At 70.7% G+C, this 26,553-nt stretch carries 17 protein-coding genes; 6 read left to right on the forward strand and 11 right to left on the reverse strand.

The window, feature by feature from the left end; genetic code table 11:
- Positions 1-155 precede the first annotated feature (155 nt).
- Both KHP12_RS22700 and KHP12_RS22705 read right to left on the reverse strand, forming a co-directional pair.
- Positions 156-2,405 (reverse strand): bifunctional glycosyltransferase/CDP-glycerol:glycerophosphate glycerophosphotransferase, encoded by a 2,250-nt coding sequence (locus KHP12_RS22700; RefSeq protein ID WP_211833584.1) that lies wholly within the window; start codon positions 2,403-2,405, stop codon positions 156-158.
- Positions 2,406-2,581: 176 nt separating this feature from the next.
- The gene (locus tag KHP12_RS22705) at positions 2,582-7,558 is read right to left on the reverse strand and encodes an NAD-glutamate dehydrogenase (protein WP_211833586.1); all 4,977 of its coding nucleotides are present in this window, start codon (positions 7,556-7,558) and stop codon (positions 2,582-2,584) included.
- Between the two features lie 454 nt (positions 7,559-8,012).
- On the opposite strand from KHP12_RS22705, the gene KHP12_RS22710 reads away from it, so the two are divergent.
- The gene (locus KHP12_RS22710; protein ID WP_037954810.1) at positions 8,013-8,579 is read left to right on the forward strand and encodes a DJ-1/PfpI family protein; all 567 of its coding nucleotides are present in this window, start codon (positions 8,013-8,015) and stop codon (positions 8,577-8,579) included.
- Between the two features lie 144 nt (positions 8,580-8,723).
- Here the strand turns inward: KHP12_RS22710 and KHP12_RS22715 are convergent, their stop codons facing one another.
- Together KHP12_RS22715 and KHP12_RS22720 are read right to left on the reverse strand one after the other, a co-directional pair.
- Entirely contained in the window at positions 8,724-9,392 is a 669-nt protein-coding gene (locus KHP12_RS22715) for an HAD family hydrolase (protein WP_086886344.1), read from the reverse strand.
- A 35-nt stretch (positions 9,393-9,427) separates the two neighbouring features.
- Entirely contained in the window at positions 9,428-9,934 is a 507-nt protein-coding gene (locus KHP12_RS22720) for a DUF6912 family protein (RefSeq protein WP_086886345.1), read from the reverse strand.
- A gap of 677 nt (positions 9,935-10,611) precedes the next feature.
- On the opposite strand from KHP12_RS22720, the gene KHP12_RS22725 reads away from it, so the two are divergent.
- Complete coding sequence (locus KHP12_RS22725) at positions 10,612-11,001, forward strand: Rv3235 family protein (RefSeq protein ID WP_308036129.1); 390 nt, start codon at positions 10,612-10,614, stop codon at positions 10,999-11,001.
- 513 nt (positions 11,002-11,514) lie between these two features.
- Here KHP12_RS22725 and secA read toward each other — a convergent pair.
- The gene (secA, locus tag KHP12_RS22730) at positions 11,515-14,361 is read right to left on the reverse strand and encodes a preprotein translocase subunit SecA (RefSeq protein ID WP_037954740.1); all 2,847 of its coding nucleotides are present in this window, start codon (positions 14,359-14,361) and stop codon (positions 11,515-11,517) included.
- Between the two features lie 242 nt (positions 14,362-14,603).
- Between secA and KHP12_RS22735 the strand changes: the two genes are divergently transcribed.
- Together KHP12_RS22735 and KHP12_RS22740 are read left to right on the forward strand one after the other, a co-directional pair.
- The gene (locus KHP12_RS22735) at positions 14,604-15,278 is read left to right on the forward strand and encodes a GNAT family N-acetyltransferase (protein ID WP_246643186.1); all 675 of its coding nucleotides are present in this window, start codon (positions 14,604-14,606) and stop codon (positions 15,276-15,278) included.
- 122 nt (positions 15,279-15,400) lie between these two features.
- Entirely contained in the window at positions 15,401-16,597 is a 1,197-nt protein-coding gene (locus KHP12_RS22740) for a winged helix-turn-helix domain-containing protein (RefSeq protein ID WP_211833590.1), read from the forward strand.
- Between the two features lie 146 nt (positions 16,598-16,743).
- Here KHP12_RS22740 and KHP12_RS22745 read toward each other — a convergent pair whose 3' ends face one another.
- The 6 genes from KHP12_RS22745 to mtrA form a co-directional block, all read right to left on the reverse strand.
- Positions 16,744-17,493: a response regulator gene (locus tag KHP12_RS22745; RefSeq protein ID WP_014061176.1), complete on the reverse strand. Its 750-nt coding sequence runs from the start codon at positions 17,491-17,493 to the stop codon at positions 16,744-16,746.
- Between the two features lie 222 nt (positions 17,494-17,715).
- Entirely contained in the window at positions 17,716-18,405 is a 690-nt protein-coding gene (hpf, locus tag KHP12_RS22750; RefSeq protein ID WP_037954739.1) for a ribosome hibernation-promoting factor, HPF/YfiA family, read from the reverse strand.
- A gap of 315 nt (positions 18,406-18,720) precedes the next feature.
- A complete protein-coding gene (locus KHP12_RS22755; protein ID WP_086884841.1) occupies positions 18,721-19,518 on the reverse strand; it encodes a ComF family protein in 798 nt (265 codons plus the stop codon).
- Between the two features lie 151 nt (positions 19,519-19,669).
- Entirely contained in the window at positions 19,670-21,547 is a 1,878-nt protein-coding gene (locus tag KHP12_RS22760; protein ID WP_208653193.1) for an LpqB family beta-propeller domain-containing protein, read from the reverse strand.
- The gene (gene mtrB, locus KHP12_RS22765) at positions 21,537-23,516 is read right to left on the reverse strand and encodes an MtrAB system histidine kinase MtrB (RefSeq protein ID WP_211833592.1); all 1,980 of its coding nucleotides are present in this window, start codon (positions 23,514-23,516) and stop codon (positions 21,537-21,539) included. Before mtrB ends, KHP12_RS22760 begins: the two co-directional genes overlap by 11 nt.
- Before the next feature lie 64 nt (positions 23,517-23,580).
- On the reverse strand, positions 23,581-24,258 hold the full coding sequence (gene mtrA, locus KHP12_RS22770) for a two-component system response regulator MtrA (RefSeq protein ID WP_014061181.1): 678 nt from the start codon (positions 24,256-24,258) through the stop codon (positions 23,581-23,583).
- A gap of 369 nt (positions 24,259-24,627) precedes the next feature.
- Between mtrA and KHP12_RS22775 the strand changes: the two genes are divergently transcribed.
- On the forward strand, positions 24,628-25,863 hold the full coding sequence (locus tag KHP12_RS22775; RefSeq protein WP_211833594.1) for a helix-turn-helix domain-containing protein: 1,236 nt from the start codon (positions 24,628-24,630) through the stop codon (positions 25,861-25,863).
- Positions 25,860-26,423, forward strand: coding sequence for a flavoprotein (locus tag KHP12_RS22780; RefSeq protein ID WP_308016953.1), 564 nt, complete (start codon positions 25,860-25,862; stop codon positions 26,421-26,423). Before KHP12_RS22775 ends, KHP12_RS22780 begins: the two co-directional genes overlap by 4 nt.
- The last annotated feature ends 130 nt before the right edge of the window (positions 26,424-26,553 follow it).

The following is a 26,553-nucleotide window of genomic DNA, read 5'->3' on the forward strand; positions in this document are numbered from 1 at the left end:
TCCTGACTCCGGGCTCTCGACGGGTCGGGTCGGGGTCACTCGGCGGACGGAGACACTCGGCGGACCGGGGACACTCGGCGGACCGGGGACACTCGGCGGACCGGGCTGCGGGCCGGGGACCACGTGGCGGACCGCCGGACCACGCGGCGGATCGGTCACTCGGCGGTCAGGACGCCGCCGCGCGGCCCCGCCGGGGCGCTGTCCGCCAGGGGACGCGTCTGTGGCGTGGGGGCGAGCGGGAGCTCGAGGTCCTGGCCCAGCATCAGGGCCCGCACCACCCGCTCGGCCGCGCGGCCGTCGTCGAACCGGCAGAAGCGGGCCCGGAAGGCGGTCCGCAGCGCGGTCGCGTCCGCGTCGCACCAGCGGCCCTCGCGGAAGACCTCGACCAGCTCCCGCTCGGTGCGGGCGACGGCCCCCGGGGTCTCGCCGGGGGACCCCGACAGCAGGTCGAAGTAGACGCCGCGGGAGGACCGGTAGATGTCCCAGTCGTCGGCGTAGATCACGACGGGGCGGTCCAGCACGGCGTAGTCGAACATCATCGACGAGTAGTCGGTGATCAGCGCGTCGGCCGCCAGGCACAGCTCCTCCACCGACCGGTGGCGCGAGACGTCGATCACCGACCCGGCCTCCTGGAGCCGGGCCAGCTCGTCATCCGGCCGGTAGGAGTAGTGGGCCCGCACCAACAACGTCGTCTCCGGGCCGAGTTCGCGGCTGAGCCGCTCCAGGTCCAGCCGGGGGGTGAACCCCTTGTGGTAGTCGCGGAGGGTGGGCGCGTAGAGGAGGGCGGTGTTCCCGGCCGGGATTCCCAACTCCTCGCGGATCCGCCGGATATCGTCCTCGGTCGCGGTGAAGAAGACGTCATTGCGCGGATATCCGTACTCCAGCAGCCGGTACGCGGCGGGGTAGACCCGCTCCCAGATCTGGCTGGAGTGCGGATTGGAGGAGAGGGCGAAGTCCCAGCGGTCGATGCGCTTGAGCAGATTGCCGAAGCTCATTCCGCCCGCGGCGGCGGGATAGCGCTGCTGATCCAGGCCCATGCATTTGAGCGGGGTGCCGTGGAAGGTCTGAAGATGCACCGTGCCCGGCCGCTTCACCACCTCATTGGGGAAATTGACGTTGTTGATGAGGTATTTCGCGCGGGCCACCGTGCGGTAGAAGTCACGGGTGCCGGTGACGACGTAGTCGACGCCTTCCGGAAGCGTCTCGATCTCCGACTTCTTGACCACCCACACCCCGTGGATCTCCGGCGCCAGCTCCCGCGCCCTGTGGTAGATCGCCGCCGGATTGCACAGCACCCCACGCCCCCAGTACGCGGAGTAGACGGCCAGCTGGGGGTCGACCGGACGCTGCCGGTGCAGCCGGTACAGACCCTGCTTGGCGCGCGCCGCCAGCGGCGGCCGGACGGTACGGCGCAGCTTGCGGGCCCCGGCGGCGGCTCGTACGGCCAGCTCGTGCTCGCGGTAGCGGAGGAAGGAGCCGGACGCCAGCGCCTCGAAGCGCCAACGGCCCTCGACCGGCGGGGTGAACCCGGCCGGGAGATGGGCGCGGTACCACTCGACGGCCCGGGCGAAGAAGCGCGGCCGGTCCGCCGTCGCCACCCGGGAGGTCCGGTCCAGACAGAACAGGAAATGCGATACGGCCCGCTCGAAGAGCAGCGGGCGCAGCGGATCCAGATGCGGCCGGTCGTCGAGGAAGTCGAAGAGCCGGGCGTACTGCTGGAAGATGACGAAGTGCTTCTCGCCGGGGCTTGCCGTACTCGCCCCGACCCGCCGCTGCCGGTATTCCAGGCCCACCAGATCCACACAGGCTATTCGGCGCGCGGTGAGCATCGTCTTGTACGAGAGCAGGGCGTCCTCGTAGATGCCCTCGCTGAACGCGAAGCCGTGCCGGGTATAGAAATCCCGGTGGTAGACGCGATTGGACGACATCGCGAACAGCCGCAGGAATTCCGGGCGTTCGACGGCGGAGAAGACATCGGTGCCCGCCGAGGCCAGCAGGTCCCCGAAGAGGCTGGGGGCCCGGCGCTCCGACCAGTAGGTGCGTACGTGGTTGAAGTAGAGGATCTCCGGGTCGTGGGTGAGGGCGAGCCGGTCGGCGAGGCCCTGGAGGGTGCCCGGGGCGAGGGTGTCATCGCCGTCCAGGAAGAGCAGATAGTCCCCGCTCGCCCGCTCCACCCCGGCGTTACGGGCCCGGCCAGGGCCGGAGTTGACCCGCTGGTGCACGGGCACGACCCGGTTGTCGCGCGCCGCGTACGCGTCGATGATCGCGCCGCAGTGGTCCGGTGAGCGGTCGTCCACGGCGACCACCTCGAGGTCGGGATACGACTGCGTCAGCACGGAGTCCAGGCAGGCGCCCAGATAGCCCTGGACGCGATAGGCGGCGATGACGATGGTGAAGCGGGGCATAAGGCTCCTCGGGACGCGGTGGCGGTTCGAGGCGCGAAGCACTCACTGACCACCCACGCTAGGTGGGTTCATCCCGGTATGCCCGCTCGGTCGTTGGAGGGTCGCCCAAGCGGGTGACAAACGCCCCCGGCGGACATGAAGTCCACCGGGGGCGCCGTAGGAGCGTGCCGACCGCGTCAGCTGTGGGTGCGCAGCAGCGTCCGCATCGTCCGCATCGCGACCGACAGATTGGCCAGGTCGAAGGTCTCCGACGACTGGATCTCATCGAGCGTGGTGCGGGCCCGCTGGAGGATCGCGGCGTTCTTCTCCTCCCACGCCTTGAAGCGCTGCTCGGGCGTGAAGCCGCCGTTGCCCACCGACAGCACATCGGCGGTCAGGGCGGCCTGGGCCGCGTACAGGTCCTCGCGGATGGAGACCCGGGCCATGGACTGCCACCGGTCCGCGCGCGGCAGCTCGATGATCCGGTCCATCAGCTGGCTGATCCGCAGCCGGTCGGCCAGGTCGTAGTAGACCTCGGCGACCGCCAGCGGGTCCTTGCCGGTGCGGTCCGCGATGGCCACGATGTCCAGCGTCGGGAAGGCCGAGGAGAAGCCCGCCACCCGGGTGGCCAGGTCCTCCGGGACACGCGCCGCGATCAGGTCGTCGTAGATCCGCTGGTACCACTCGATGTCGGAGCCGCGCAGCAGCTTGGGCAGCTGCGCGCGGACCGCGCCGACCCGCTCGCCGAAGAAGTCGATCGTCTCGGCCAGCTCCAGCGGCTGCGGCCGGTTGTTCAGCAGCCAGCGGGTGCCCCGCTCGACCAGCCGGCGCGAGTGCAGCCGCATCCGGGTCTGGACGTCGGCGTCGACGACCGTGTCCAGCGCCTCGACCTCGTCCCACACCTGGTTCAGCTCGAAGATCGCGCGGGCCGCGGTCTGGGCGCGCACGACCTCCTCGGTGGAGGCCCCGGTCTCCTCCCGCATCCGGTGCAGGAAGGTCGACCCGGCGGTGTTGACGGTGTCGTTGACCAGCACCGTGGTGATGATCTCGCGCCGCAGGGCGTGGCCGTCGATGTACTCGGGGAACCGCTGGCGCAGCGCCTGCGGGAAGTACGCGTGCAGCAGCCGCTGGAGGTACGGGTCGTCGGGCAGCCCGGTGGTGATCAGCTCATCGGCCACCGTGATCTTGACGTAGGCCAGCAGCACCGCCAGCTCGGGCTGGGTCAGACCGCGCCCGGCGGAGAGCCGCTCGCGGATCTGGCGGTCGGTGGGCAGGAACTCCAGCGCCCGGTCCAGCCGCCCCTCGCGGCCCAGGCGGCGCATCAGCCGCTGGTGGGCGTGGAGCAGGCTGGAGGACTGGGCGGCGGAGTTGGCCAGCGCCACGTTCTGCGCGTAGTTGTTGCGCAGCACCAGCGCGCCGACCTCGTCGGTCATCTCGGCGAGCAGCTTGTTGCGCTGCTTGAGGGTGAGATCGCCCTCGGTGACCAGGGCGTTGAGCAGGATCTTGATGTTCACCTCGTGGTCGGAGGTGTCCACACCGGCGCTGTTGTCGATCGCGTCGGTGTTGATCCGGCCGCCGTTGGAGGCGAACTCGATCCGGCCGAGCTGGGTCAGCCCCAGGTTGCCACCCTCGCCGACGACCTTGACCCGCAGATCCTGGCCGTCCACCCGGATCGCGTCATTGGCCTTGTCGCCGACATCGCCGTGCGACTCGGTGGACGCCTTGACGTAGGTGCCGATGCCGCCGTTCCACAGCAGGTCCACCGGGGCCTTGAGGATCGTCTTCATCAGATCGGCCGGGGTCATCTTGACGACCCGCTTCTCGATCCCGAGCGCCGCCCGCACCTGCGGGGTGATCGGGATGGCCTTGGCCGAACGGGGGTGGATGCCGCCGCCCGCCGACAGCAGCTCGGCGTTGTAGTCCTCCCACGAGGAGCGCGGCAGCTCGAACAGGCGGCGGCGCTCGGCGTAGGAGGTGGCCGCGTCCGGGTTCGGGTCCAGGAAGATGTGCCGGTGGTCGAAGGCGGCGATCAGCCGGATGTGCTCGCTCAGCAGCATCCCGTTGCCGAACACGTCACCGGACATGTCACCGACGCCCACGACCGTGAAGTCCTGGGTCTGGGTGTCATGGCCCAGCTCGCGGAAGTGGCGCTTGACCGACTCCCAGGCGCCGCGGGCGGTGATGCCCATGCCCTTGTGGTCGTATCCGGCGGAGCCGCCGGAGGCGAAGGCGTCCCCGAGCCAGAAGCCGTACGCCTGTGCCACGTCGTTGGCGATGTCGGAGAAGGTCGCGGTGCCCTTGTCGGCGGCGACGACGAGGTAGGTGTCGTCCCCGTCGTGGCGGACCACGTCCTTCGGCGGCTCGACCTGCCCGGCGACCATGTTGTCGGTGATGTCGAGCAGACCGGAGATGAAGGTCTTGTAGCAGTCGATGCCCTCGGCCATCCAGGCGTCGCGGTCCACGGACGGGTCCGGCAGCCGCTTGCCGACGAAGCCGCCCTTGGCGCCCACCGGCACGATGACCGTGTTCTTCACCATCTGCGCCTTGACCAGGCCGAGGATCTCGGTGCGGAAGTCCTCACGCCGGTCGGACCAGCGCAAGCCCCCGCGCGCGACCTTGCCGAACCGCAGGTGCACACCCTCGACCCGCGGCGAGTAGACCCAGATCTCGTACGCCGGGCGGGGCGCGGGCAGATCCGGAACCGCCTGCGGGTCCAGCTTGATCGACAGGTAGTCGTGCGGCTTGTCGTGGGCGTTCTTCTGGAAGTGGTTCGTCCGGAGGGTGGCCTTGATCAGGGTGAGGAAGGAGCGCAGGATGCGGTCCTCGTCCAGCGAGGCCACCTGGTCCAGCGCCGCGTCCAGCTCCTCCAGCAGGGCGTCGGTGAGCTCCAGGCCCGCCCGCTGCCGCTCCGGCGACATGCGGGCCTCGAAGAGGGAGACCAGCAGCCGGGTGGTGTGCACATTGTTACGGAGGGTGTCCTCCATGTACGACTGGCTGAAGGTGGAACCGGCCTGCCGCAGGTACTTGGCGTAGGCCCGCAGCACCATCGCCTGCCGCCAGTCCAGACCCGCGCCCAGCACCAGCTGGTTGAAGTCGTCGCTCTCGGCCTGGCCGGTCCACACCGCCGCGAACGCGTTCTGGAAGCGCTCACGGGCGTCGTCGGCCAGCGCCTCGCCCTCGCGCAGCGGCAGCCGCAGCCCGAAGTCGTAGATCCAGGCGGTGGTCTTGTCCGAGCAGCGCAGCTCGTACGGGCGCTCGTCCACCACCTCGACACCGAGGGTGTTGAGCACCGGGAGCACCGCGGACAGCGAGATCTGGGCCCCGGCCCGGTAGATCTTGAAGCGGCGCTCGGCGTGGGCCGCGCCCACCGGCTCGTAGAGGCTGAGCGCGAAGTCCTTCTCACTGTCCTGTAGCCGCTCCAGGTGCTGGAGGTCGGCGACGGCGCCGCGCGGGGTGTGGTCCGCCTTGTAGCCCTCGGGGAAGGCGTGCTGGTAGCGGCGGAGCAGCTCGGCGGCGCGCTCCTCGCCGACCTCGGAGACCAGCGCGTCGGTGAAGCCGTCGGCCCAGGAGCGGGCGGCCTCGATCAGCCGGCTCTCGATCCGCTCCACATCGGCGTCGGTGAGGTCGGGCAGCTCGGTGCCGGGCTGGACGCGGACCACGAAGTGCAGCCGTGAGAGCACCGATTCGGTGTGCAGGGCGGTGAAGTCGACCGGCGGGCGGCCGCTCAGCTCCTCCAGCAGGATGTCGGTCAGCCGCAGCCGCACATCGGTGGTGAAACGATCGCGCGGAAGGTAGACCAGCGCGGAGTAGTAGCGCCCGTACTCGTCCTGGCGCAGGAACATCCGCAGCCGGCGGCGCTCCTGGAGGTAGAGCACGCTGGTGGCGATCGAGCGGAGCTGGTCGACCGGGGTCTGGAACAGCTCGTCGCGCGGGTAGGTCTCCAGGATCTGCATCAGGTCACGGCCGTCGTGGCTGTTGGCCGCGAAACCCGCGCCCGCGAGCACCTCGTCGACCTTGCGGCGGATCACCGGGACCCGGCGCACCGACTCGGTGTACGCGGCGGACGAGAACAGCCCCAGGAAGCGGCGCTCGCCGATCACATTGCCCTCGGCGTCGAACTTCTTCACGCCGATGTAGTCCAGGTACGAGGGGCGGTGGACGGTGGCGCGGCTGTTCGCCTTGGTGAGCACCAGCAGCTTGCGCTCGCGCGCCTTGGCGCGGGCGTCGGCCGGCAGCCGGTTGAAGGCCTGGGACACCGGGGTGCCGGGGCCCGCGTGGGCGCTCTCGTCGGTGTCCTTGTGCTGCGGGTCGGAGCGGAGGATGCCGAGGCCGGTGCCGGGCACCGCGGTCAGCGCGTCCTCCTCGCCACCGGCCTCGGTGGGCACCCGCGTCAGCTCGTACTCGCGGAAGCCGATGAAGGTGAAGTGGTCGTCCGAAAGCCAGCGCAGCAGCTCACGGGCCTCCTCCACCTCCTCCTCGCGGACCTCGGCGGCCTTCGGCTCGTCCGGCAGGCCCTCGGCGAGGCGCAGCGCGGAGTCGCGCATCTTCTCCCAGTCCTCGACGGCCTCGCGGACATCGGACAGGACGCGCAGCAGATCGGCGGTGATCTGCTTCAGATCGCCGCGGTCGGTCTCGCGGTCGGTCTCGACATGGATCCAGGACTCCACGACCGCGTCATGCGGCAGCTTCTTCCGCCTCTTCCGGGACGGGCCGTCCGGGGAGATGTCGAGCAGCTCGATCAGCTTGCCGGTGATGTCACGGCGCACGATCACCTGCGGGTGGATCACGACATGGATGCCGCGCCCCTGGCGGGTGAGCTCATTGGTGACCGAGTCGACCAGGAACGGCATGTCGTCGGTGACCACCTCGACCACGGAGTGGCTGCACGTCCAGCCGTGCTCCTCGACGGTCGGGGTGTGCACCCGGACGTTCGCCGTGCCCTGCGGACGCACCTCGGCGAGCCGGTAGTGGGAGAGCGCCGCCCCGAAGACATCGACCGGGTCGCGATCGGCGAGGTCCTCGGGAGGCGTGTGCAGGTAGTAGTGCTGGAGGTATGCGGTCAGGGTCTCCGGTCCTGGGCCCTGTACCGGTTGCCCCCCGGCAGGGCTGTTCTCAGCGACCCGGGCGGCCCGTTCGAGCAACTCGGCCTTGGCTTCGTCCAGCTTGGTCTGCATGTCCTCTGGCTCCTGTCGCGCGCCGTTGCGTGACATCGATGGCGGTGGCATGACGCCGCGACGCGAAAAATCCGGTCGTGAACGACGGTATGCCGGATCGGGAAAAGGCCGGGGTGTACTCGGCCGTAAGTGACCAAGACCCCACGCGCCACGGGTCAGCGGCGGCTCGGGCCCGGGCCTGGTGGGGCGCCGGGCGCGGAGCGAGGGCCTCGTTGCCCTCACGGACTATCGCGCTGATCACGCAGTAAGGCTATCGCTCCTCCCCAGGGGGCCGTCATGAGCCGTTCGTGTACAAAACCGGGCCCTGAAGTTTGACGAAATGGACAGCGACCGGGAGGGGCGCACGGGCCGATGATGCGCCGCTTATGCACCCTTGGCAAAGCGTGGGCGCGGATGCACCGTGATCTGGACGGTGGTAAGCACGGTGGTAGGCGTGGACCTGGAGGTGCGTGGCATGGCTGCGAAGATCCTGCTGGTGACCGGCGACGCGGCCGAATCGCTGGAGGTGCTCTATCCGTACCAGCGGCTGCGCGAGGAGGGGTACGAGGTCCATATCGCGGCCCCGAGCCGCAAGACGCTGCGCCTGGTGGTCCATGACTTCGAGGAGGGCTTCGACACCTACACCGAGAAGCCGGGCTATACGATCCCCGCCGACCTGGCCTTTTCCGAGGTGGACCCCGGGCAGTACGCCGCCCTGGTGATCCCGGGCGGCCGGGCCCCGGAGTATCTGCGGAACGACCCCGAGCTGCGCAAGATCTGCAAGGCGTTCTTCGACGCGGACAAGCCGGTGGCACAGATCTGCCACGGCCCGCTGCTGACGGCGGCCGTGGGCGGCCTGAGCGGACGGCGGGTCACCGCGTATCCGGCGCTGGAGCCGGACATGCAGGCGGCGGGGGCGGACTACCAGGACGCGGAGGTCGTGGTCGACGGCACGCTGATCTCATCGCGGGCGTGGCCGGACCATCCGGCGTGGATGCGGGAGTTCCTGGCGGTGCTGCGGTCGAAGGCGCCGGTGGTGTGAGGGGGCGGTGGCGTGAGGGCGGCGGTGGCGTGAAGGGGGCGGTGGCGTGAAGGGGGCGGTGCGGCCCTGGGGGCGCTCGCCTCACCCGGCTCACTCACCTCGCCCGGCTCACTCGCCTCACCTGGCTCACTCGCCTCACCCGGCTCACTCGTCGGCCATGCGCTCGGCCTCCCGTACGGCCTCCTCGAGCGTGTCCACGACCGGCACCCCGGCCGCCTCCAGGCTGGCCCGGCTGTGCGAACCGCCCGTGTAGAGCACGGCGCGCGCCCCCACGTGCCGCGCCGCCACCGCGTCGTCCAGGGCGTCCCCGATCACCACCATCCGCTGCGGCGGCATCCCTTCGAGCGCGGCGATATGGCGCATCATCTGCTCGGCCTTGCCGGTGTTGCTCTGGCCTGTGCGGCCGTCCACCCGGACGAAATGGCGCTCGATGCCATGTGTCCGCACCAGGGGGAGCAGATACTCATGCGGGGCCAGTGAGCACAACGACTGGGTGAGACCCGCCTCCTGCCACTCGGTGAGCAGCTGCCGGGCGCCGATCGCCAGCGCGGCGGTCTCGGCCAGCGCCCAGTAGTGCCGGTGGAACGCCTGGTCCATGACCGCCCACTCCTCATCGGAGGGCAGCCGCCCCATCAGCCGCTCGTAGAAGCGGGGCACCGGGACGCAGTACAGGTCGCGATAGCGCTCGATGGTGATCGGCGGCAGCCCGATCTCCTGGAACGAGGCGTTCGTCGCCGAGATCACGGCGTCGATGTCGTGGAGCAGCGTGCCGTTCCAGTCCCAGACGAGGTGCGTCACGTGGTTCTTCCCCATTCCACGACCGTACCCGGAGGGTCGGACAGCGGGCATCAATCGATCAGATTGGGGATCTCCTGGGTGGCGTACCAGAGCAGTTCGTGGTCCTCGGCACCGTCCACGGTGAACTGCGCGTCGTCGTCACCGAGGTCGGCCGCGCCGAGCGCGTCGGCGGCCGCGGCGATGTCCCGCTCGGCATCTTCGGCGTCCAGGTGGACGGCGGCCGCCTTCGCGAGCGGTATGGCCGCCTTGATCCGCACCTCGCCCAGCGCGGACTGGTCCAGCCCCCGGTCCGGATCGGCGACCGCCTGTCCGTCGGGCACGTCCACGGCCACCACGACCCGGCGGCGGGGCGCCCGGGGGTCGACGGCGAGCAGCCGCAGCGACGCCTGCGCGGCCCGGCTCAGCGCCGCGTACTCCAGCTCCTCGATGTCGTCGGACAGATACCACTCGCGAAGCGCCGGGGTGACCGCGTAGGCGGTGAGCGGCATCGGCCCCAGTTGGCCCTCCTTGTACGCCTCGGCGAGACCGGAGAGGGTCAGGGGGACGTAGACGCGCATGGCTGCCGCTTTCATCAGAGACCAATAGGCACCCAGCATACGATCGCCCGTCCCCTGGCCCGAGCCTTCCGCGAAGGGCCGCGCTGGTCCCCTTTCGGGGGACAGGGGCCGAAGGGGCCGTACGAAGACGAGACCGAGCCGCGCTCGAGCCGATGACCGGGGCCGACGATCCGCCGCATGCCCCGAATAGGTGAACCGCGGTGCGGGCGCGAAGGGGGCTCGGCGCTGATTGCGGAGGCCGAAAACCCGCCGGTAGAAGACTCTCCGACGAAAGCTACCGCCCGGTATTCCACCGGGCCGCGGAGAACGGGGCGAGCGGCATGAGTGAGGGCGTCCACGCGACGGATCGGACCACGAACCGGGCCACGAACCGGACCACGCACCGGGCAAGGACGGCCGGGGAGGCCGTACAACGGCGCGGCGGCAGCGGGCCAGGGCGAAGCGGCCCACCCAGCCGCAAGGACCCCCGCCGCCCCCGCACCACCCCCACAACAGCAGCACCTCACACAACGGCCACACCGCCCCCGACCGCACCACCCGCGACCGCACCGCCCCAGACGGCCCGCACGACGACCGCACGGCGCAGCGGAACAGCACACACAACAGCCGCACCGTCCACGACGACGGCACCACGCGGCGCCGCACCGCCCGCCCCGGCCGCGCACCGCGCGTCCACCGTGTCCCGTGCCGCGGCCGTGTCGCGGTCCGCGGCGGCCGCTGCGGCGTGGCGGGAGCGGGATCGGCTGCCGCGCTACTGGTTCGCCAACCGGCTGGTGCTCACCCTCAGCGGTCAGCGCCCCGTCCACACGCTCCTCGGGCACGCCCTCCCGGCCGCCTACGACCAGCTGATCGAGCTCGCCCCGCGCGCGCCGCTGCGTCCCGCCGGAGAGCGGGCCACAGCACCCCTGGTGCGGCGCTGTGGCGAGTACCAGCCCAGGCATGGGGTGATCGAGGCGTTCGCCCGGATCGCCTCCGGAGACCGGCTCACAGCGCTCGCGTTCCGGCTCGAGCTCGGCGCCGACGCCCGCTGGCGCTGCGCCGCGATCGACCTCGGGCCGCTCGCGTAGGCGGTGTCCGACGGATCTCGACGCCTGCGGCGGGTCGCTCCCCGACCGGGGCTGCGACGCCCAGGGGCACCTGTGGGGTGTGGTGACCGGCGGGTCTTTCCCCCTCCCCGCCCCTTCCCGCTGCCAGGGGCTCCGCCCCTGGACCCCCGGGGCCTGGGGCGGAGCCCCCCTTCCCTGCCCCTGTCACGCGGTGGAGCCGCATACCGCTGCTGCGGGAAGGGGCGGGGAGTCAATTCAGCCCCTCCGGCGTTTGAGGAGCGGGGTCCAGGGGCGGAGCCCCTGGTTACGGGAAGGGGCGGGGAGGGGAAAGCACCGATACGCGGCTCCACCGCATGGTCCGCCGGACCCCCTATAGGCCCCCATAGGCCCCCATAGGGCCCGGGACTCCGGGGGCCGACACCATGAACCGGCCCGATCCACCAAACCCGCCCACACGGCGGCGCGGCACAACGCGACGGGCCGGGGCGCCACGCTCCCGCGCGGCGCCCCGGCCCGTTCACCCCAGCCCGGTCACTACTTCTTGCGGCGGCGCCCCTTCTGCGCCTTCCGCCGCTCCGCACGCGTCAGCCCATCGGCCTCCGACCGCGGCGCCGGCGGCGTCTCGCCATTGGGGAAGTCGCCCTCGACGACACCGCCCTCCCCGTCCACCGTCGGAGCGGAGAAGTGCAGCCGGTCCGGCCGCTGCGGGGCCTCCAGGCCCTTGGCGCGGATCTCGGGGCGGGCGGCCGAGGAGCCCGCGGACGGCGCGCCCGCCGGCACCGCGTCCTGCACGTCCTTCTCGAGGGCGACCTGCTCCTCCGCCACCTCGACCGGCACCTCCTCGACCTGCTGCTCGACCTGGACCTCCAGGTTGAACAGATAGCCGACGGACTCCTCCTTGATGCCCTCCATCATGGCCTGGAACATGTCGAAGCCCTCGCGCTGGTACTCGACCAGCGGGTCCTTCTGGGCCATCGCGCGCAGCCCGATGCCCTCCTGGAGGTAGTCCATCTCGTAGAGGTGCTCGCGCCACTTGCGGTCCAGGACGGAGAGCACGACCCGCCGCTCCAGCTCACGCATGATCTCGGAGCCCAGCTGCTCCTCGCGCGCCTCGTACTGCTGGTGGATGTCGTCCTTGATGGACTCCTCGATGAACTCGGCGGTGATCCCGGCGCGGTCGCCGGCCTCCTCCTCCAGCTCCTCGATGGTCACGCTGACCGGGTAGAGCTGCTTGAAGGCGCTCCACAGCCGGTCCAGGTCCCACTCCTCCGCGAAGCCCTCGACCGTCTCCGCCCGCACATAGGCCTCGATGGTGTCGTTCATGAAGTGGCCGACCTGGTCCTGAAGGTTCTCGCCCTCCAGGACCCGGCGGCGCTCGCCGTAGATGACCTCGCGCTGGCGGTTGAGGACCTCGTCGTACTTCAGGACGTTCTTACGGGTCTCGAAGTTCTGCTGCTCGACCTGCGACTGGGCGGAGGCGATGGCCCGCGTGACCATCTTGTTCTCGATCGGGACGTCGTCCGGGACGTTCGCCATCGCCATGACGCGCTCGACCATCTGCGCCTTGAACAGCCGCATCAGGTCGTCGCCGAGGGAGAGGTAGAAGCGGGACTCGCCGGGGTCGCCCTGACGGCCGGAGCGGCCGCGCAGCTGGTTGTCGATCCGGCGCGACTCATGGCGCTCGGTGCCCAGCACATACAGCCCGCCGAGCTCCTTGACCTCCTCGAACTCGGCCTTGACCGCGGCCTCGGCCTTCTCCAGGGCGGCGGGCAGCGCGGCGGCCCACTCCTCGGAGTGCTCCACCGGGTCCAGACCGCGCTGGCGCAGCTCGGCCTCGGCGAGGTCGTCGGGGTTGCCACCGAGCTTGATGTCGGTACCGCGGCCCGCCATGTTGGTCGCGACGGTCACGGCGCCCTTACGGCCGGCCTGGGCGACGATCGTCGCCTCCCGGTCGTGCTGCTTGGCGTTGAGCACCTCATGCGGCACCCCGCGCTTGGCGAGCTGCTGGGAGAGGTACTCGGACTTCTCCACGGAGGTCGTGCCGACCAGGACCGGCTGGCCCTTGGTGTGCTTCTCGACGATGTCCTCGACCACCGCGTCGAACTTCGCGACCTCGGTGCGGTAGATCAGGTCGGACTGGTCGAGCCGGGCGAGGGGGCGGTGGGTCGGGATCGGGACCACGCCGAGCTTGTAGATCTGGTGGAACTCGGCGGCCTCGGTCATCGCCGTACCGGTCATGCCGGAGAGCTTGTCGTACAGGCGGAAGAAGTTCTGGAGGGTGATCGTGGCGAGCGTCTGGTTCTCGTCCTTGATCTCCACCCCTTCCTTCGCCTCGATGGCCTGGTGCATGCCCTCGTTGTAGCGGCGGCCCGCGAGGATACGGCCGGTGTGCTCGTCGACGATCATGACTTCGCCGTCCATGACGACGTAGTCCTTGTCCTTCTTGAAGAGCTCCTTGGCCTTGATCGCGTTGTTGAGGTAGCCGACCAGCGGGGTGTTGACCGACTCGTAGAGGTTGTCGATCCCCAGCCAGTCCTCGACCTTGGTGACCCCGGACTCATGGATGCCGACGGTGCGCTTCTTCTCGTCGACCTCGTAGTCCCCGGTCTCCTCCTGGCCCTTCTGCGGCTCGGCGGCCTGGCCCCGGGTGAGCCGGGTGACCAGCTTGGCGAAGTCGCCGTACCACTTGGTGGCCTGGTCGGCCGGGCCGGAGATGATCAGCGGCGTACGGGCCTCGTCCACCAGGATCGAGTCGACCTCGTCGACGATCGCGTAGTTGTGGCCGCGCTGGACCAGCTCGTCCTTCGACCACGCCATGTTGTCGCGCAGATAGTCGAAGCCGAACTCGTTGTTGGTGCCGTAGGTGATGTCGCACGCGTACTGCTCGCGGCGCTGCGCCGGGGTCATGTTGGCGAGGATGCAGCCGACCTCCAGGCCGAGGAAGCGGTGTACCCGGCCCATCCACTCGGAGTCGCGCTCGGCCAGGTAGTCGTTGACCGTGATGAGGTGGACGCCCTTGCCCGACAGCGCGTTCAGATACGCCGGGAGGGTGCCGACCAGGGTCTTGCCCTCACCGGTCTTCATCTCGGCGACATACCCGAGATGCAGCGCCGCGCCGCCCATCAGCTGGACGTCGTAGTGACGCTGTCCGAGCACCCGCTTGGCCGCCTCGCGCACCGTGGCGAACGCTTCGGGCATCAGGTCGTCGAGGGACTCACCGTCGTCATACCGCTGCTTGTACTCGTCGGTGAGGGCGCGCAGCTCGGCGTCGGAGAGGGACAGGAAGTCCTCTTCGATGGAATTGACCTGGTCCGCGATGCGGTGCAGCTTGCGCAGGATCTTTCCTTCGCCTGCACGCATGAGCTTGTTGAGGACGGACACGTAGGCTGGCTCCTTGCCGGTCGGGCCTGGCACGGTCGGGGTGCGCTGGCGCGGCATTGTCAAGGGGCGCAGGCCCCGCCGCAACGGCCATCGTAAGACAGACCCCGGCACGCCGGGAGGTCCGTCACCACGAGGACCGGATGTCACCTCACCGTGTCAACGCCCGAGAGGCCCCCCAGGTGCCCTCCAATTCACCGAAACCGCTCGCGGTGAGTGACGACGGCGGCGCAGACTCGGGTCGCATGGAGCCTGTCACCCTCACCACCGAGCGCCTGGTCCTGCGCCCCTTCCGGCCCTCCGACACGGACGCGGTCTTCGCCGCTTGTCAGGACCCGGACATCCAGCGATGGACCAGCGTGCCCTCCCCGTACGAACGCGCGCACGCGGAGGACTTCACCGGCCGGATCTGCCCCGAGAACTGGCGTGACGACGTGACCTACGACTTCGCGGTGGTCACCAAGAGTGACGGCGCGCTCGTCGGTGCCATGGGCCTGGTCCGGCTGGCCCATCTGCGCTCCCCCGAGCACCAGGCCGAGCTGGGCTACTGGACGGCGCGCGAGCAGCGGCGGCGCGGCTACACGGGTGAGGCGGCGCGGGCCGTGATCGAGTGGGCGTTCACCCGGCTCGGGGTGGAGCGCCTGGAGTGGTGCAGCGAGGCCGGGAACGAGGGCTCGCGGGCGGTCGCCCTCGGGGTGGGCTTCCGGATGGAGGGGACGGACCGCGCCCGGATCGTCCACCAGGGGACCCGGCGGGACGCCTGGCGGGGCGCGCTGCTGCCCTCCGACTGGGGGCTGCCCTCGACGATGCCGTATCTGCCCGCGAAGGCGGCCGTGGCGGCCAACGCGCCCCAGGAGCCGGAGGCGTCCGGGCGGGCGGACCGGGCGGACCGGGCGTCCACGGCGCCGTCGGTCGCCTGAGGGCGGCGTCGGCGGTCCCTGATGGCCGCGCCGGCGGTCCGAGGGGCCCGGGGGCCCGGGGCATCCGGCGGGCGCGGGCGGCGTCGGCGGCGTTGTCAGTGGGTGCTACTACGGTGGCGCGCATGACGAACGCCGCCACCGGGTCCGCCGTGGACCGCACGCCCGAGGCCACCCTCTCCGCCGACGATGCGCGCCGGATAGCGCTGCGCGCCCAGGGACTGCTGGGCGCGCCCGACCGGCGTGGCGGGGTGCGGGGCGTGCTGCGCCACCTGGGCGCGGTGCAGCTCGACACGATCTCGGTGCTGGCCCGCTCCCATGAGCTGATTCCGTACGCACGGCTGGGCGCGGTCGGCCGTAAGGCGGTCGAGTCGGCGTACTGGACCGGCACCCACGCCTTCGAGTACTGGTCGCATGCCGCGTGCGTGCTGCCGATCGAGGAGTGGCCGCACTTCGCCTTCCGGCGCCGCGCCTACCGCCTCCGGCCGCACTGGCACCACGAGCTGCCGGACGGGGTGTACGAGACGGTGGTGAAGCAGCTGCGCGCGGAGGGCCCGCTGACCGCGACGGAGCTGGGCGGGGCCAAGAACGGCGGGCCGTGGTGGGACTGGTCGGCCGCGAAGATCGCGGTCGAGCGGGCGCTGATGTTCGGCGAGGTGGTGTGCGTCGAGCGGCGCGGCTGGAAGCGGGTGTACGACCTGGCGGAGCGCGCCGTGCCGGACGCCCTGCTCCATGACGACCTGGACGACCTGGAGTGTCTGCGCCGGCTGGTCCGGCTGGCCGGGCAGTCCCTGGGCGTGGCCACGCGGGCGGACATCGCCGACTACCACCGGCTCAAGGGCGAGCAGGTGCAGGCGGTGATCGCGGACTCGGGGCTGGTGCCGGTGGCGGTCGAGGGCTGGGACAAACCGGCCTGGGCGGACCCCGAGGCACTGGCCACCCCGCCGCGCGGCAGGCACCGCACCACCCTGCTGTCGCCCTTCGACTCGCTGATATGGGACCGGTCGCGCACCGAGCGGATCTTCGGCTTCAGCCATCGGCTGGAGGCGTATGTGCCCAGGCCCAAGCGGATCTACGGCTACTTCGCCATGCCGCTGCTGTCCGGCGGGCGGCTGCTGGGCCGGGTCGATCCGGCCCGGGAGGGGACGACCCTGGTCGCCCGGCAGGTCTCCCTGGAGTCGCCGAAGGCCGTGGCCCCTATGGCGCAGGCGCTGCGGGAGGCGGCCGAATGGGTGGGCTGTGACGCCGTACGCGTCGAGCGCGTGGACCGCCCGGAGCTGGCCGCACCGCTCGCGGCGGCGGTCTCGGCGGCGGTCGCCTGACCCGATCTCGGCTCACCCGGGGCTTCGGCCCCGGGCTCCGGGCATCGGGGTCCGGTCTCCGGCCTTCGGGCTCCGGGCTCCAGGCATCGGGCTCCGGGCATCGGGGTCCGGGCTCCGGGCTCCGGGCTCCGGGCGAGGCGTAACCCTCACCTGATCTCGAGGATCTTCTCCCGCATCGCGTACACCACGGCCTCCATCCTGGAGTGCAGCTGCAATTTCTCCAGAATGTTGCGCACGTGGTTCTTCACGGTGTTCTCGCTGATGAACAGCTCCTTGGCGATGTCCCGGTTGTTCATTCCGGTCGCCACCAGCTTGAGCACCTCCAGCTCCCGGTCGGTGAGCCGGGGCGCGGGCACCAGCCGCCGCTCGTCGGTGCGCTGGATCATCGACTTGAACTCGGTCAGCAGCTTGGCCGCCATCGACGGGCTGATCTGCGACTGGCCGTCCGCCACCGCCCGGATCGCGGTCGAGACCTCGTCGGTCGAGATCTCCTTCAGCAGATAGCCCGTGGCCCCTGCCTTGATCGCGTCGTAGAGATCGGCTTCCTCATCGCTGATCGTCAGCATGATGATCTTGGCGCTGGGTGCCACCTCCTTGATGGCGGTGCACGCCTCGATCCCCCCGCGCTTGGGCATCCGCACATCCATCAGGACGATGTCCGGCAGCAGATCCGCCGCCTTGTCCACGGCCTCGGCCCCGTCCCCCGCCTCGCCGACGACCTGGATGTCCTCCTCCTGGGCCAGGACGATCTCCAATCCACGCCGGAAGAGCGCGTGGTCGTCCACGACGAGGACCCGAATCGGCTCCTTGCGCGGTTCGCCGCGCGGCTCGCCCCCGTCCGGACCGACGCCATGGTCTTCACCGGCGTCGGACACGGGCCCGAAGCTGTCCGCCATCGTTCCTCCCCCTGAAGGCCATGGCCCTTACGGTCCGCACCTTGGGTGCACTCGGTCTGGCGTCAACCGGTGCTTTCGGTACACCGGTTGGCCGCCGGGCCATGATTTCATGCCCGGACGGCGGAATGGTCCCGCCGTGGTCGCACGGAGGTGCCCCGGGGGGCGCGCAGGCGCTCCGGGGCACCACTTACGTGTCAGGCTGGATTCGGCTGAATTTCTCGGTCAGCCACCGAGTGCGCCACCGGCGCCGCCGGCTGCCTCTCCGACGAACGCTTCCGGCTGAAGATGAATCACCCCGTAGTCATAACCATGCCGCCGGTAGACGACGCTGGGTCGATTGGTGTCGGAGTCGACGAACAGATAGAAGTCGTGCCCGACCAGCTCCATCTCGTAGAGAGCCTGGTCGAGCGACATGGGAGCCGCGGCGTGAGTCTTCTCCCGGACCACCAGGGGGCCCTCGCCCTGGACTTCCAGGGGGCCCATCCGGGTGGTGGGGACGGTCTCCGCCGTGCGCTGGGGGGCGATATCCCCATGCCCGTTGATGCGCGCCGCGTTGGGCACGGTGATGGCCACGTCGCTGGCCGGAATGCGACCGTTGCCCCGGCGGGTATGGCGCTTGTCGTGCTGCTTGCGCATCCGTGCCTCCAGCTTGCTGGCCGCCAGGTCCAGCGCTGCGTACGGATCGGCCGCGGCGGCCTCCGCCCGGATCACCGGGCCACGCGAGCGAAGTGTGATCTCCACTCGGTCGGCGCGGTCGGACTGCCGCGGGTTGTGCTCCTTGGACACCTCGACGTCGAGGCTGATCACCTTGCCGTCGAGCTTCTGGATCTTATCCAGCTTCAGCTTCTCGGCCACGTGCTTCCGGAACCGCTCGGGCACCTCAGTTTTACGGCCCTTGACGACGATGTCCACGCAGAACTCCGTTCCCGGGTAGCTCCAGTCAATATCGGAGCGTCATCCCTTGTGCACTTGGCTCCGGCGTCTTCCGGAGCCACCGGCTTGGCGCTTTCGACTCCTCCTTCCCACGGGGACGATCTCAATCCCATTTGTTCCAAGCCTCACCAGAATGCAGGCAAAACACGCCAAGCGGATGAGTGAGTCATAGCACCCGCCATTCCTCACAACCGAACATAGCTCGACCGGTCGGAAGTCGGCACCCCCTACCGGCCCGTACCTCCGATCAGGTGCTTTGCCACGCTTACTGCCTGCAACGATGTGGCTTCGTCATCAGTTCCGGTTGGCGGCCGTCAGAGGTGCTGCGACCACGGCCGCGCCGATGACCAGCCCTCCGGCCGCCGTCACCGCCCGCGCCGCCTCCGCGAGCGAGGCTCCTGTGGTCATCAGATCGTCCACCACCACTACGGGGCCCGCCACCAGCAGCCGTCCGCCGCCGGGGACCGCACCCAGCGCCCCGGTCACATTCGCCCGCCGCTGCCGCGCGTCCAGCCCCGACTGGTCGGTCACCCGGCGCCGCTGGCACAGCACGGCCGGGACCCTCGCCGGGCGCCCGTCGGCGCGCAGCACGCTCGCCGCGGCGAGCGCGATCCGCCGGGCCGGGTCATGCCCCCGGGCGCCCACCGAGCGCCGAGCCGACGGCACCGGCACCAGCAGCAGCGGCCCTCCGCGAGGTCTCACCCCCGGCCCGGCACCGGGTCTCGTACCCGGTCTCGCCCCGCAGACCGCGCCCGATCCCACGGCCGCCCGCCCTCGGGGCCCCGCACCGGGCCCGCCGCCGGGGCAGGCCGCCCGCACGGCTCTCGCCAGCGTCTCGCCCAGCGGCCGCGCCAGCCGGAGCGCTCCCCGCTCCTTGTGCGCGAGCAGCACGGCCCGCGCCTCGTCCACGTAATCCACCGCCGCGTGGACCACCGGCAGCCCAGGCGGCGCCGGGCTCGGCTCCACCCGGCGCGCCCCGGTCCCCCGCAGCGCTCCACGACAACGGTCACACAACGTGCCGCCTGGCCGACCGCATCCGGCGCAGTCGGCCGGCAGCACCAGATCGGAGATCTCCTGCCACCAGCCCCGCATGAACACCACTGTCCCGGCGGTCGGGCCACCGCGCCACCCCTTGTGGACAACCGCGCACATGTGGACAACCAGCCACCCCCGATCGGTGTCCTGGCCTAAGAGCCGCCCCTACGGGCCCAGCCCAGCCGGGGCAGACCCAGCCGGGGCAGACCTAGCCGGGGTAGACCGGAGCCGAGCCGTCCTGGTCCACGGTCTTCCAGTCGGTGTTCGGCAGCAGCCGGACGATGCCGTTCTCCCTGGTCTCGGCGATCAGCGGGCGGGTCTGGTCCTCCGAGGCGCCGATCGACTGCACACCGTTCGGCCCCGGCACCTCCGGGACGTTCGCCGGGGAGCCGTCGGACTCCACGTACTGGAGCTGCTGCACCCCGTCCGACTCCCGGCCCGCGACCACCAGCCGGCTGTCCCCGGCCCAGGAGAAGGCGTCCACGTCCTCCAGCTTCGGCGCGACCGCCCGCAGCGCCCCCACCGACAGCTTCGGGGCGTCCGCGGTGCCCCGCCGCTCGATCCGGCCGAGCCGCAGCGTGGTGTGGCCGGACCGCTTGACCAGCATCGCGATCCTGGAGCCGTCCGCGGACACCCGCAGCGCCGTGATCCGGCCACCGTCCAGCTCGGGCAGCCGCACCTCGTCCGCCGGTCCGGTGCCGCCCCGCAGCCGCAGCAGCCTCGGCTGCCGCGGATCCCGGTCGGCCACCCACAGACCACCCAGCCCGTCCCAGCTCGGCGCCGTCAGACCGTTCTCCACGCTGCCGCCCCGGCTGCGCACCCGCACCTTGCCGCGATCGGCGTCCGACGTGAGCTCGGTCACATGCAGCGCCGAGCCGTCGGCGGTGACCCCCGCCGCGTCCCGCTCGTCGCGGGAGACCGCCACCGAGCCCAGTCCCGCGTCATCGGCGCCGAACGGCCCCGGAACGGGCTGTGGCCGGTCCTCGTCGTCGGACAGCCGGACCATCCGGTGCTCGGAGTCCACGAAGTACTGGTGCCGCGGATGGCCCTCGACCCCGTCCGGGGCGTAGGCCCGCGCCGCGTCACTGGAGAGGGCACATAGCTCCGAACCGTTCTGCCGCTCCAGCCGAACCCCGCTGACCTGGGACGATCCCTCGCCCAGATCCTGGACCGTGAACAGCGTCTGCGCCGCCATCCGGGCACAGCGCGCCGCGCTGATCTGCGCGGCCCGTTCGTTCAGCCGGATCTTCAGCGCGTTCGAGTCGTCCAGCGACAGCCGCTCGTCCCGGCGGCCGAGCGCCGCACCGCGCGGGAAGGAGCTGCTGACCACCGGCTCCAGCCACCCCGTGGGGCCGTCCAGCAGCGCCTTGACGGTCGCGGTCACCGGGTCGATACGGCGCCGCACATAGACCGGATCGGCCACCAGCACGTTGTCCCCGGCCTTCGAATCCTCCGCGTCCGGGCCGAGATCGGCGAAGTAGTACTTGTTGACCGAGCGGTAGATCCGCTGGAAGTCGGACTCGCCGAGGATCAGCCCCCGCGGCGGCCCGTCGATCCGCCACTCGGACCCGCTCAGGGTGAGATGGATGCGCTCCTCGTACGGCTGCTCATCGGGCTTGTAGGCGTGGGTCTCGTCCACGAGGGCGATCCGCTTGCCCGACAGCACGACCGTCTTACCGTTACCGTCCCGGTCGCCCGGGTCCGTCTCCACCCGCACGTCAGGCGCCTGGTCCAGCACGGTGGTGGCCGCGAAGGGCTGCCACCGCTTGACCGCGCTCTTGGTCAGGTACTCCTTCGCCGTGCCGAAGTTCTCCTCGTCGCTCGTCGTGGCCTCCAGGAAGCCGGAGACCAGCTCGGCGGGCTGCTCGCCCTTGCCCGGGCTCACCCCGTACACCCGCACCTGCGAGTCGACGTCGGAGCGCGGTGAGGAGTCCACCCGCCGCACATCGCCGCTGTCGGGCATCGAGGCACAGCCGGACAGCAGCAGGGCGCCACAGGCCAGCAGCACGGGCGCGCTCAGGCCCCGGCCGCCCGGGCGGCGCACACGGCGGCGGAAACGGCGACAGTCGGCACGGTCAGCGCCCACGGGGGCGGCCCTCCCCTTCGTTCGATGGTGTCGGCCGGGCGGACGGCTCCTGGCCGCCCCGCGGGCCGTCGGACGGCGTCTCCGGGGTGCCACGCACCACCCGGGCCCCATTGCCCGGCAAGGCCGTCGGATCGGCGGACGGCGCCGCGGTGTCGGCGGGCAGCGCGGACCGCGGCTGCGCGGGCACCGCCGCCAGCCGCTCCGCCGCGGGCTGCGGGCCCACGGCATCACTCGGACGGAGGTTACGCCGGGAGTCCTCGGGCTCCAGCGGGATCGGCGAACCGCGCAGCACATCGCCCGCGGTGCGCGGCAGCGTCAGCCGGAACTGCGAACCGCCGCCGGGTTCGCCCCACGCCTGGAGCCAGCCGCCGTGCAGCCGCGCGTCCTCCACCGCGATCGACAGGCCCAGGCCGGTGCCGCCGGTGGTACGCGCACGGGCCGGATCGGCCCGCCAGAAGCGGTTGAACACCCGCGTCGCCTCGCCGGGCTTGAGCCCGACGCCGTAGTCCCGCACCGCGACGGCCACCGCACCGCCCGCCGTCGCGAGCCGCACGACCACATCGCGGCCCTCACCGTGCTCCACGGCGTTGACCACCAGATTCCGCAGCACCCGCTCGACGCGCCGGGGGTCCGCCTCGGCGATCACCGGCGCCTCGGCGCCCCGCACCAGGATGCGGGTGCACTTGGCCTCGGCGAGCGGCTCGGCCCCGTCCACCACCCGGTGCACCACATCGCGCAGATCGATCGGCTCGGCCTCCAGCGCGGCCGCGCCCGCGTCGAACCGGCTGATCTCCAGCAGATCGCTGAGCAGCGACTCGAAGCGGTCGACCTGGCCCCACAGCAGCTCGGCCGAGCGCGCGGTGATCGGATCGAAGTCCTCACGCGCCTCATGGATGACGTCCGCCGCCATCCTTACGGTCGTCAGCGGGGTGCGCAGCTCATGGGAGACATCGGAGACGAAGCGGCGCTGCATCCGGGAGAGCTCCTCCAGCTGCTGGATCTTGAGCTGGAGGTTCTGCGCCATCTTGTTGAACGACTCGCCCAGTCGGGCGATGTCGTCCTCCCCGGTGACCTTCATCCGCTCCTGGAGCAGTCCGGCCGCCAGCCGCTCGGAGATCCCCGCCGCCATCCTCACGGGCGTCACGACCTGCCTGACCACCACCCAGGCGATGGCCCCGAGCAGCACCACCACGAACACCCCGGCCGTGGCCAGGGTGCCCTTGACCAGGCTCAGGGACTTCTCCTCCTGGGTGAACGGGAAGAGGTAATACAGCTGGTACGCGTCGCCGTTGTTGTCGTCCAGACGCTTGCCGATGATCAGCGCGGGCTCGGCGTCCCCGGAGCCCGCGTGCACGATCTTTCCGTAGCGCTCGTACGGCGCCGTGCGGCCCTCGTCCACCCGACGGCGCAGATCGGTGGGCACACTGTCCGGCTGCACATCGCCGGAGGCTCGCGGCCCCCGGCTGGCCACGTAGGGCGTCTCGCCGGAGTCGGAGCTGAGCGCCACCACCGAATAGGCGCCCTTGCCGCCGCTGGCGAGCTGCTCCACCAGCGCGTTCAGCCAGGCACCGGAGTCCTGGGCACCGGCACCGGCACCGGCCCCGTCCTGGCCACGGTTGTCACTCTTGCGGTCGGCCATCTGCTCGGCCACCTCGAACCCGCCGACCGCCTGGCCCTGCGCCGCATGGCGCTTGGCGTCCAGCAGACCGTTGCGCACCTGCCCGATGACCACCAGGCCCAGCAGCAGCACCACACCGAGCGACATCAGCAGCGTGGTGGCCACCACTCGCAGCTGGATGTTCCGCCGCCACAGCCGGGCAGCGGGCAGCAGCGGACGGCGCACCCACCGGCCGAACAGCCGGATCACCGGGTGGGCCGGCCCTCCGGACGCCCCGTCGGGCAGCAGATGCCCGCCGCTCCACAACCTGCGCAGCAGCGGTATCTCACCCGCCGGGTCGGGCCGCCCCATCCGGGCACCCTCCGGAGCCCCGCCGCCCGGATCACCGGGCTGCGGCGCCGTACCACCGGTCATCTCAGCTGGGCCCGGCCTTGTAGCCGACACCGCGCACGGTCACGACGATCTCCGGCCGCTCCGGGTCCTTCTCGACCTTCGACCGCAGTCGCTGCACATGCACATTCACCAGCCGGGTGTCGGCGGCATGCCGATAGCCCCACACCTGCTCCAGCAGCACCTCACGGGTGAACACCTGCCACGGCTTACGGGCCAGCGCCACCAGAAGATCGAACTCCAGCGGCGTCAGCGCTATCGACTGGCCGTCCCGCTTCACCGAGTGCCCCGCCACGTCGATCACCAGATCGCCGATGGCCAACTGCTCCGGCGCCGGCTCCTCGGAACGCCTCAGCCGCGCCCGGATCCGGGCCACCAGCTCCTTCGGCTTGAACGGCTTGACGATGTAGTCATCCGCCCCGGACTCGAGCCCGACCACCACATCGACCGTGTCGCTCTTGGCCGTGAGCATGACGATCGGCACCCCGGACTCGGCCCGGATCAGCCGGCACACCTCGATGCCGTCCCGTCCGGGCAGCATCAGATCGAGCAGCACAAGATCGGGCTTGGTCTCACGGAAGGCGGCAAGAGCCTTGTCGCCGTCCGACACGAACGACGGTTCAAAGCCTTCGCCGCGCAGCACGATGCCGAGCATCTCTGCCAGTGCGGTGTCGTCGTCGACGACAAGGACGCGTCCCTTCATATCGACATCATCCCATTTTCGCATCCGGTCCATAGAGCAGGGTGACCTAGGCCACTTCCCATGGGCCGGTGTCGGCTGGTGTCGGTCATTGTCGGTGGGGTCCCGTCGCCGTTGATGTCAGCCGTGGATGTCAGGGCAGGCCCCGCCGCGCGGATCGGGCAGAGCCCGTCCATTGTGGCTGACCAGTGCCTATCGCCGTAGTGGATGCCCAAACGTATGACCGCAGCACCCCGGACACAATGTCCGGGGTGCTGCCCGTTGCGCTGCTCATGCTGGCTTCACGCCGAGAGAGCAGACAGATCGCCTGTCCGCCCCCTGGGCGGATCTGTACCGTGAGCAACGCCCCTACTCGCCTGGAGGCAGCACGCAATGCGTGGTCTTGGAGATCACCTCAGCATCGGGGAACGGATCGCCTTCTACCGCAACCGTCGCGGCTACACCCAAGAGGTCTTGGCCGGGCTCGTAGGCCACAGCACAGATTGGCTGGCCAAGGTGGAGCGGGGCCGCCGGAAGCCGCCCCGTATCGACAAGCTCGGCGAGCTGGCACGCGTCCTGCGGGTGCCGCTCGGAGACCTGATCGGGCAGCCGTCGCTGCTGGAGGACGAGAAGCAGCAGGACGACGTCCCCGCCGTGCGCGACGCGCTCATGAGCCCCCGCCGCCTCTCTCGGCTGCTCTTCGGGCCGGAGGCCGAGGCGCAGCTACCGGTGCCGGGCCCAGTCGTCCCGATCGTTGAGCAGCGCTGGAACGACTACCAGACCGGCCACCTCGGCAAGGTGGTGGCCGCGCTCCCCGGTCTCCTCCAGACCGCCCAGGAGCTAGAGGACCGGGCCGCACGCTCGCCGGAGGAGCGGCGCGACTGCTGGGCCGTCTCCGCTCGTACTCACCATCTCGCCGCGACCACGCTCGCGAAGATCGGCGAATCCGATATCTCGTGGCTCGCGGCCGAGCGCGCCATGCGGGCCGCGGACGAGTCGGGTGATCCCCTCGTTCTGGCGTCGGCGGCCCGCTCGGGCACGCATGCACTGCTGGCCAACGGCCGATACGACGACGCCATGGAGCTGGGCGAGACCACGGCGGTATGGCTGTCGTCACGCATAGAAGAGGATGACCCGGCCGCGCTGAGTCTGCTCGGGATGATCCACCTGCGGGCAGCCATCGCGGCGGCCCGCCACCAGGACCGGGCGACCACAACGAACCTGCTGGGCCGAGCCGAGACGCTGGCAAACCGACTCGGCTCGGATGAGAATCACTGGCAGACCAGCTTCGGGCCGACGAACGTCGTGCTGCACAGGCTGTCGGCGGAACTCGACCTTGAGAACGTCTCGTACGTCGTGGAGCACGGGGACATCGACGTGGACCACATGCCGCCGGAACGCGGCGTATCCCACCGCATCGACTTCGCTCGCGCGCTCACGCTGGCAGGCAAGGGAGACGATGCCTTCACCGAGTTGCGGACCGCCGAAGGCACGTCGCCACAGCTCGTGCGCAACAATCCTCGTGTGCGGGAGACGCTGCGAGACCTGATCAAACAGGCCCCGGTCACCGGGGGCGCTCGCTCGTCCGAGCTGTTCGCGATGGCCCAGCGATGCAAGGCGGTGCAGTGAGTACGAAGGCGCGCGGAGTCCTCGGGGTCGTCGCCTCGGGTGCCGGCGGGGTGGAGTCCCTTCGCACGGGTCTGGTCGAGCCCGCGATGGCGCGCGGCTGGCAGGTGGCCGTGACGCTGACGCCGACTGCGGGTGAGTGGCTGCGAACCATCGGCGAAGTCGAGCGACTGGAGAAGGTGACAGGGCTCCCCGTACGGGACGCGCCCCGGTTGCCAGGTGAGGCTCGGCCGCACCCCCAAGTGGACTGTTACGTCGTTGCCCCAGCGAGCGCGAACACCGTCGCCAAGCTGGCGGCCGGCATTGCCGACAATCAAGCGCTCACGCAGGTCTGCGAAGCGATCGGCACCGTCGGCCTACCGGTCATCGTCTTCCCTCGCGTCAACGCGGCGCACGCCCGGCATCCCGCATGGCGCGGGTATCTCGCCGCCCTCCGCGAGGCAGACGTACGGCTTGTGTACGGACCGGAGGTCTGGCCGCTGTACGAGCCGCGCGAGGCACCGTCCGGCCGTGAGCTGCCCTGGCCTGCCGTGCTCGACGCGGCGGACGAGACGGTCACCTGAGAACTCGTCAACCCGCCTGACCTGCAAAGAAATCGGACCCGGACAGTCTGTCCGGGTCCTTTTGCGTTGGCACCCACATGCTCATTGGCATGTCAGGGAGCAACGAGCACCGCATCACTGAACTGGGCAT

This window comes from Streptomyces asiaticus, assembly GCF_018138715.1.
Classification (GTDB): domain Bacteria; phylum Actinomycetota; class Actinomycetes; order Streptomycetales; family Streptomycetaceae; genus Streptomyces; species Streptomyces asiaticus.

What these genes read in the sequence shown, in the direction of transcription:
- KHP12_RS22740 (WP_211833590.1), top strand. Translation starts at nt 15,401, where the DNA reads ATGACGAACGCCGCCACCGGGTCCGCCGTGGACCGCACGCCCGAGGCC.
- KHP12_RS22715 (WP_086886344.1), bottom strand. Translation starts at nt 9,392, where the DNA reads ATGGGGAAGAACCACGTGACGCACCTCGTCTGGGACTGGAACGGCACG.
- KHP12_RS22720 (WP_086886345.1), bottom strand. Translation starts at nt 9,934, where the DNA reads ATGCGCGTCTACGTCCCCCTGACCCTCTCCGGTCTCGCCGAGGCGTAC.
- mtrA (WP_014061181.1), bottom strand. Translation starts at nt 24,258, where the DNA reads ATGAAGGGACGCGTCCTTGTCGTCGACGACGACACCGCACTGGCAGAG.
- KHP12_RS22745 (WP_014061176.1), bottom strand. Translation starts at nt 17,493, where the DNA reads ATGGCGGACAGCTTCGGGCCCGTGTCCGACGCCGGTGAAGACCATGGC.
- KHP12_RS22775 (WP_211833594.1), top strand. Translation starts at nt 24,628, where the DNA reads ATGCGTGGTCTTGGAGATCACCTCAGCATCGGGGAACGGATCGCCTTC.
- KHP12_RS22705 (WP_211833586.1), bottom strand. Translation starts at nt 7,558, where the DNA reads ATGCAGACCAAGCTGGACGAAGCCAAGGCCGAGTTGCTCGAACGGGCC.
- KHP12_RS22700 (WP_211833584.1), bottom strand. Translation starts at nt 2,405, where the DNA reads ATGCCCCGCTTCACCATCGTCATCGCCGCCTATCGCGTCCAGGGCTAT.
- KHP12_RS22710 (WP_037954810.1), top strand. Translation starts at nt 8,013, where the DNA reads ATGGCTGCGAAGATCCTGCTGGTGACCGGCGACGCGGCCGAATCGCTG.
- mtrB (WP_211833592.1), bottom strand. Translation starts at nt 23,516, where the DNA reads ATGGGGCGGCCCGACCCGGCGGGTGAGATACCGCTGCTGCGCAGGTTG.
- KHP12_RS22735 (WP_246643186.1), top strand. Translation starts at nt 14,604, where the DNA reads ATGGAGCCTGTCACCCTCACCACCGAGCGCCTGGTCCTGCGCCCCTTC.
- KHP12_RS22755 (WP_086884841.1), bottom strand. Translation starts at nt 19,518, where the DNA reads ATGCGGGGCTGGTGGCAGGAGATCTCCGATCTGGTGCTGCCGGCCGAC.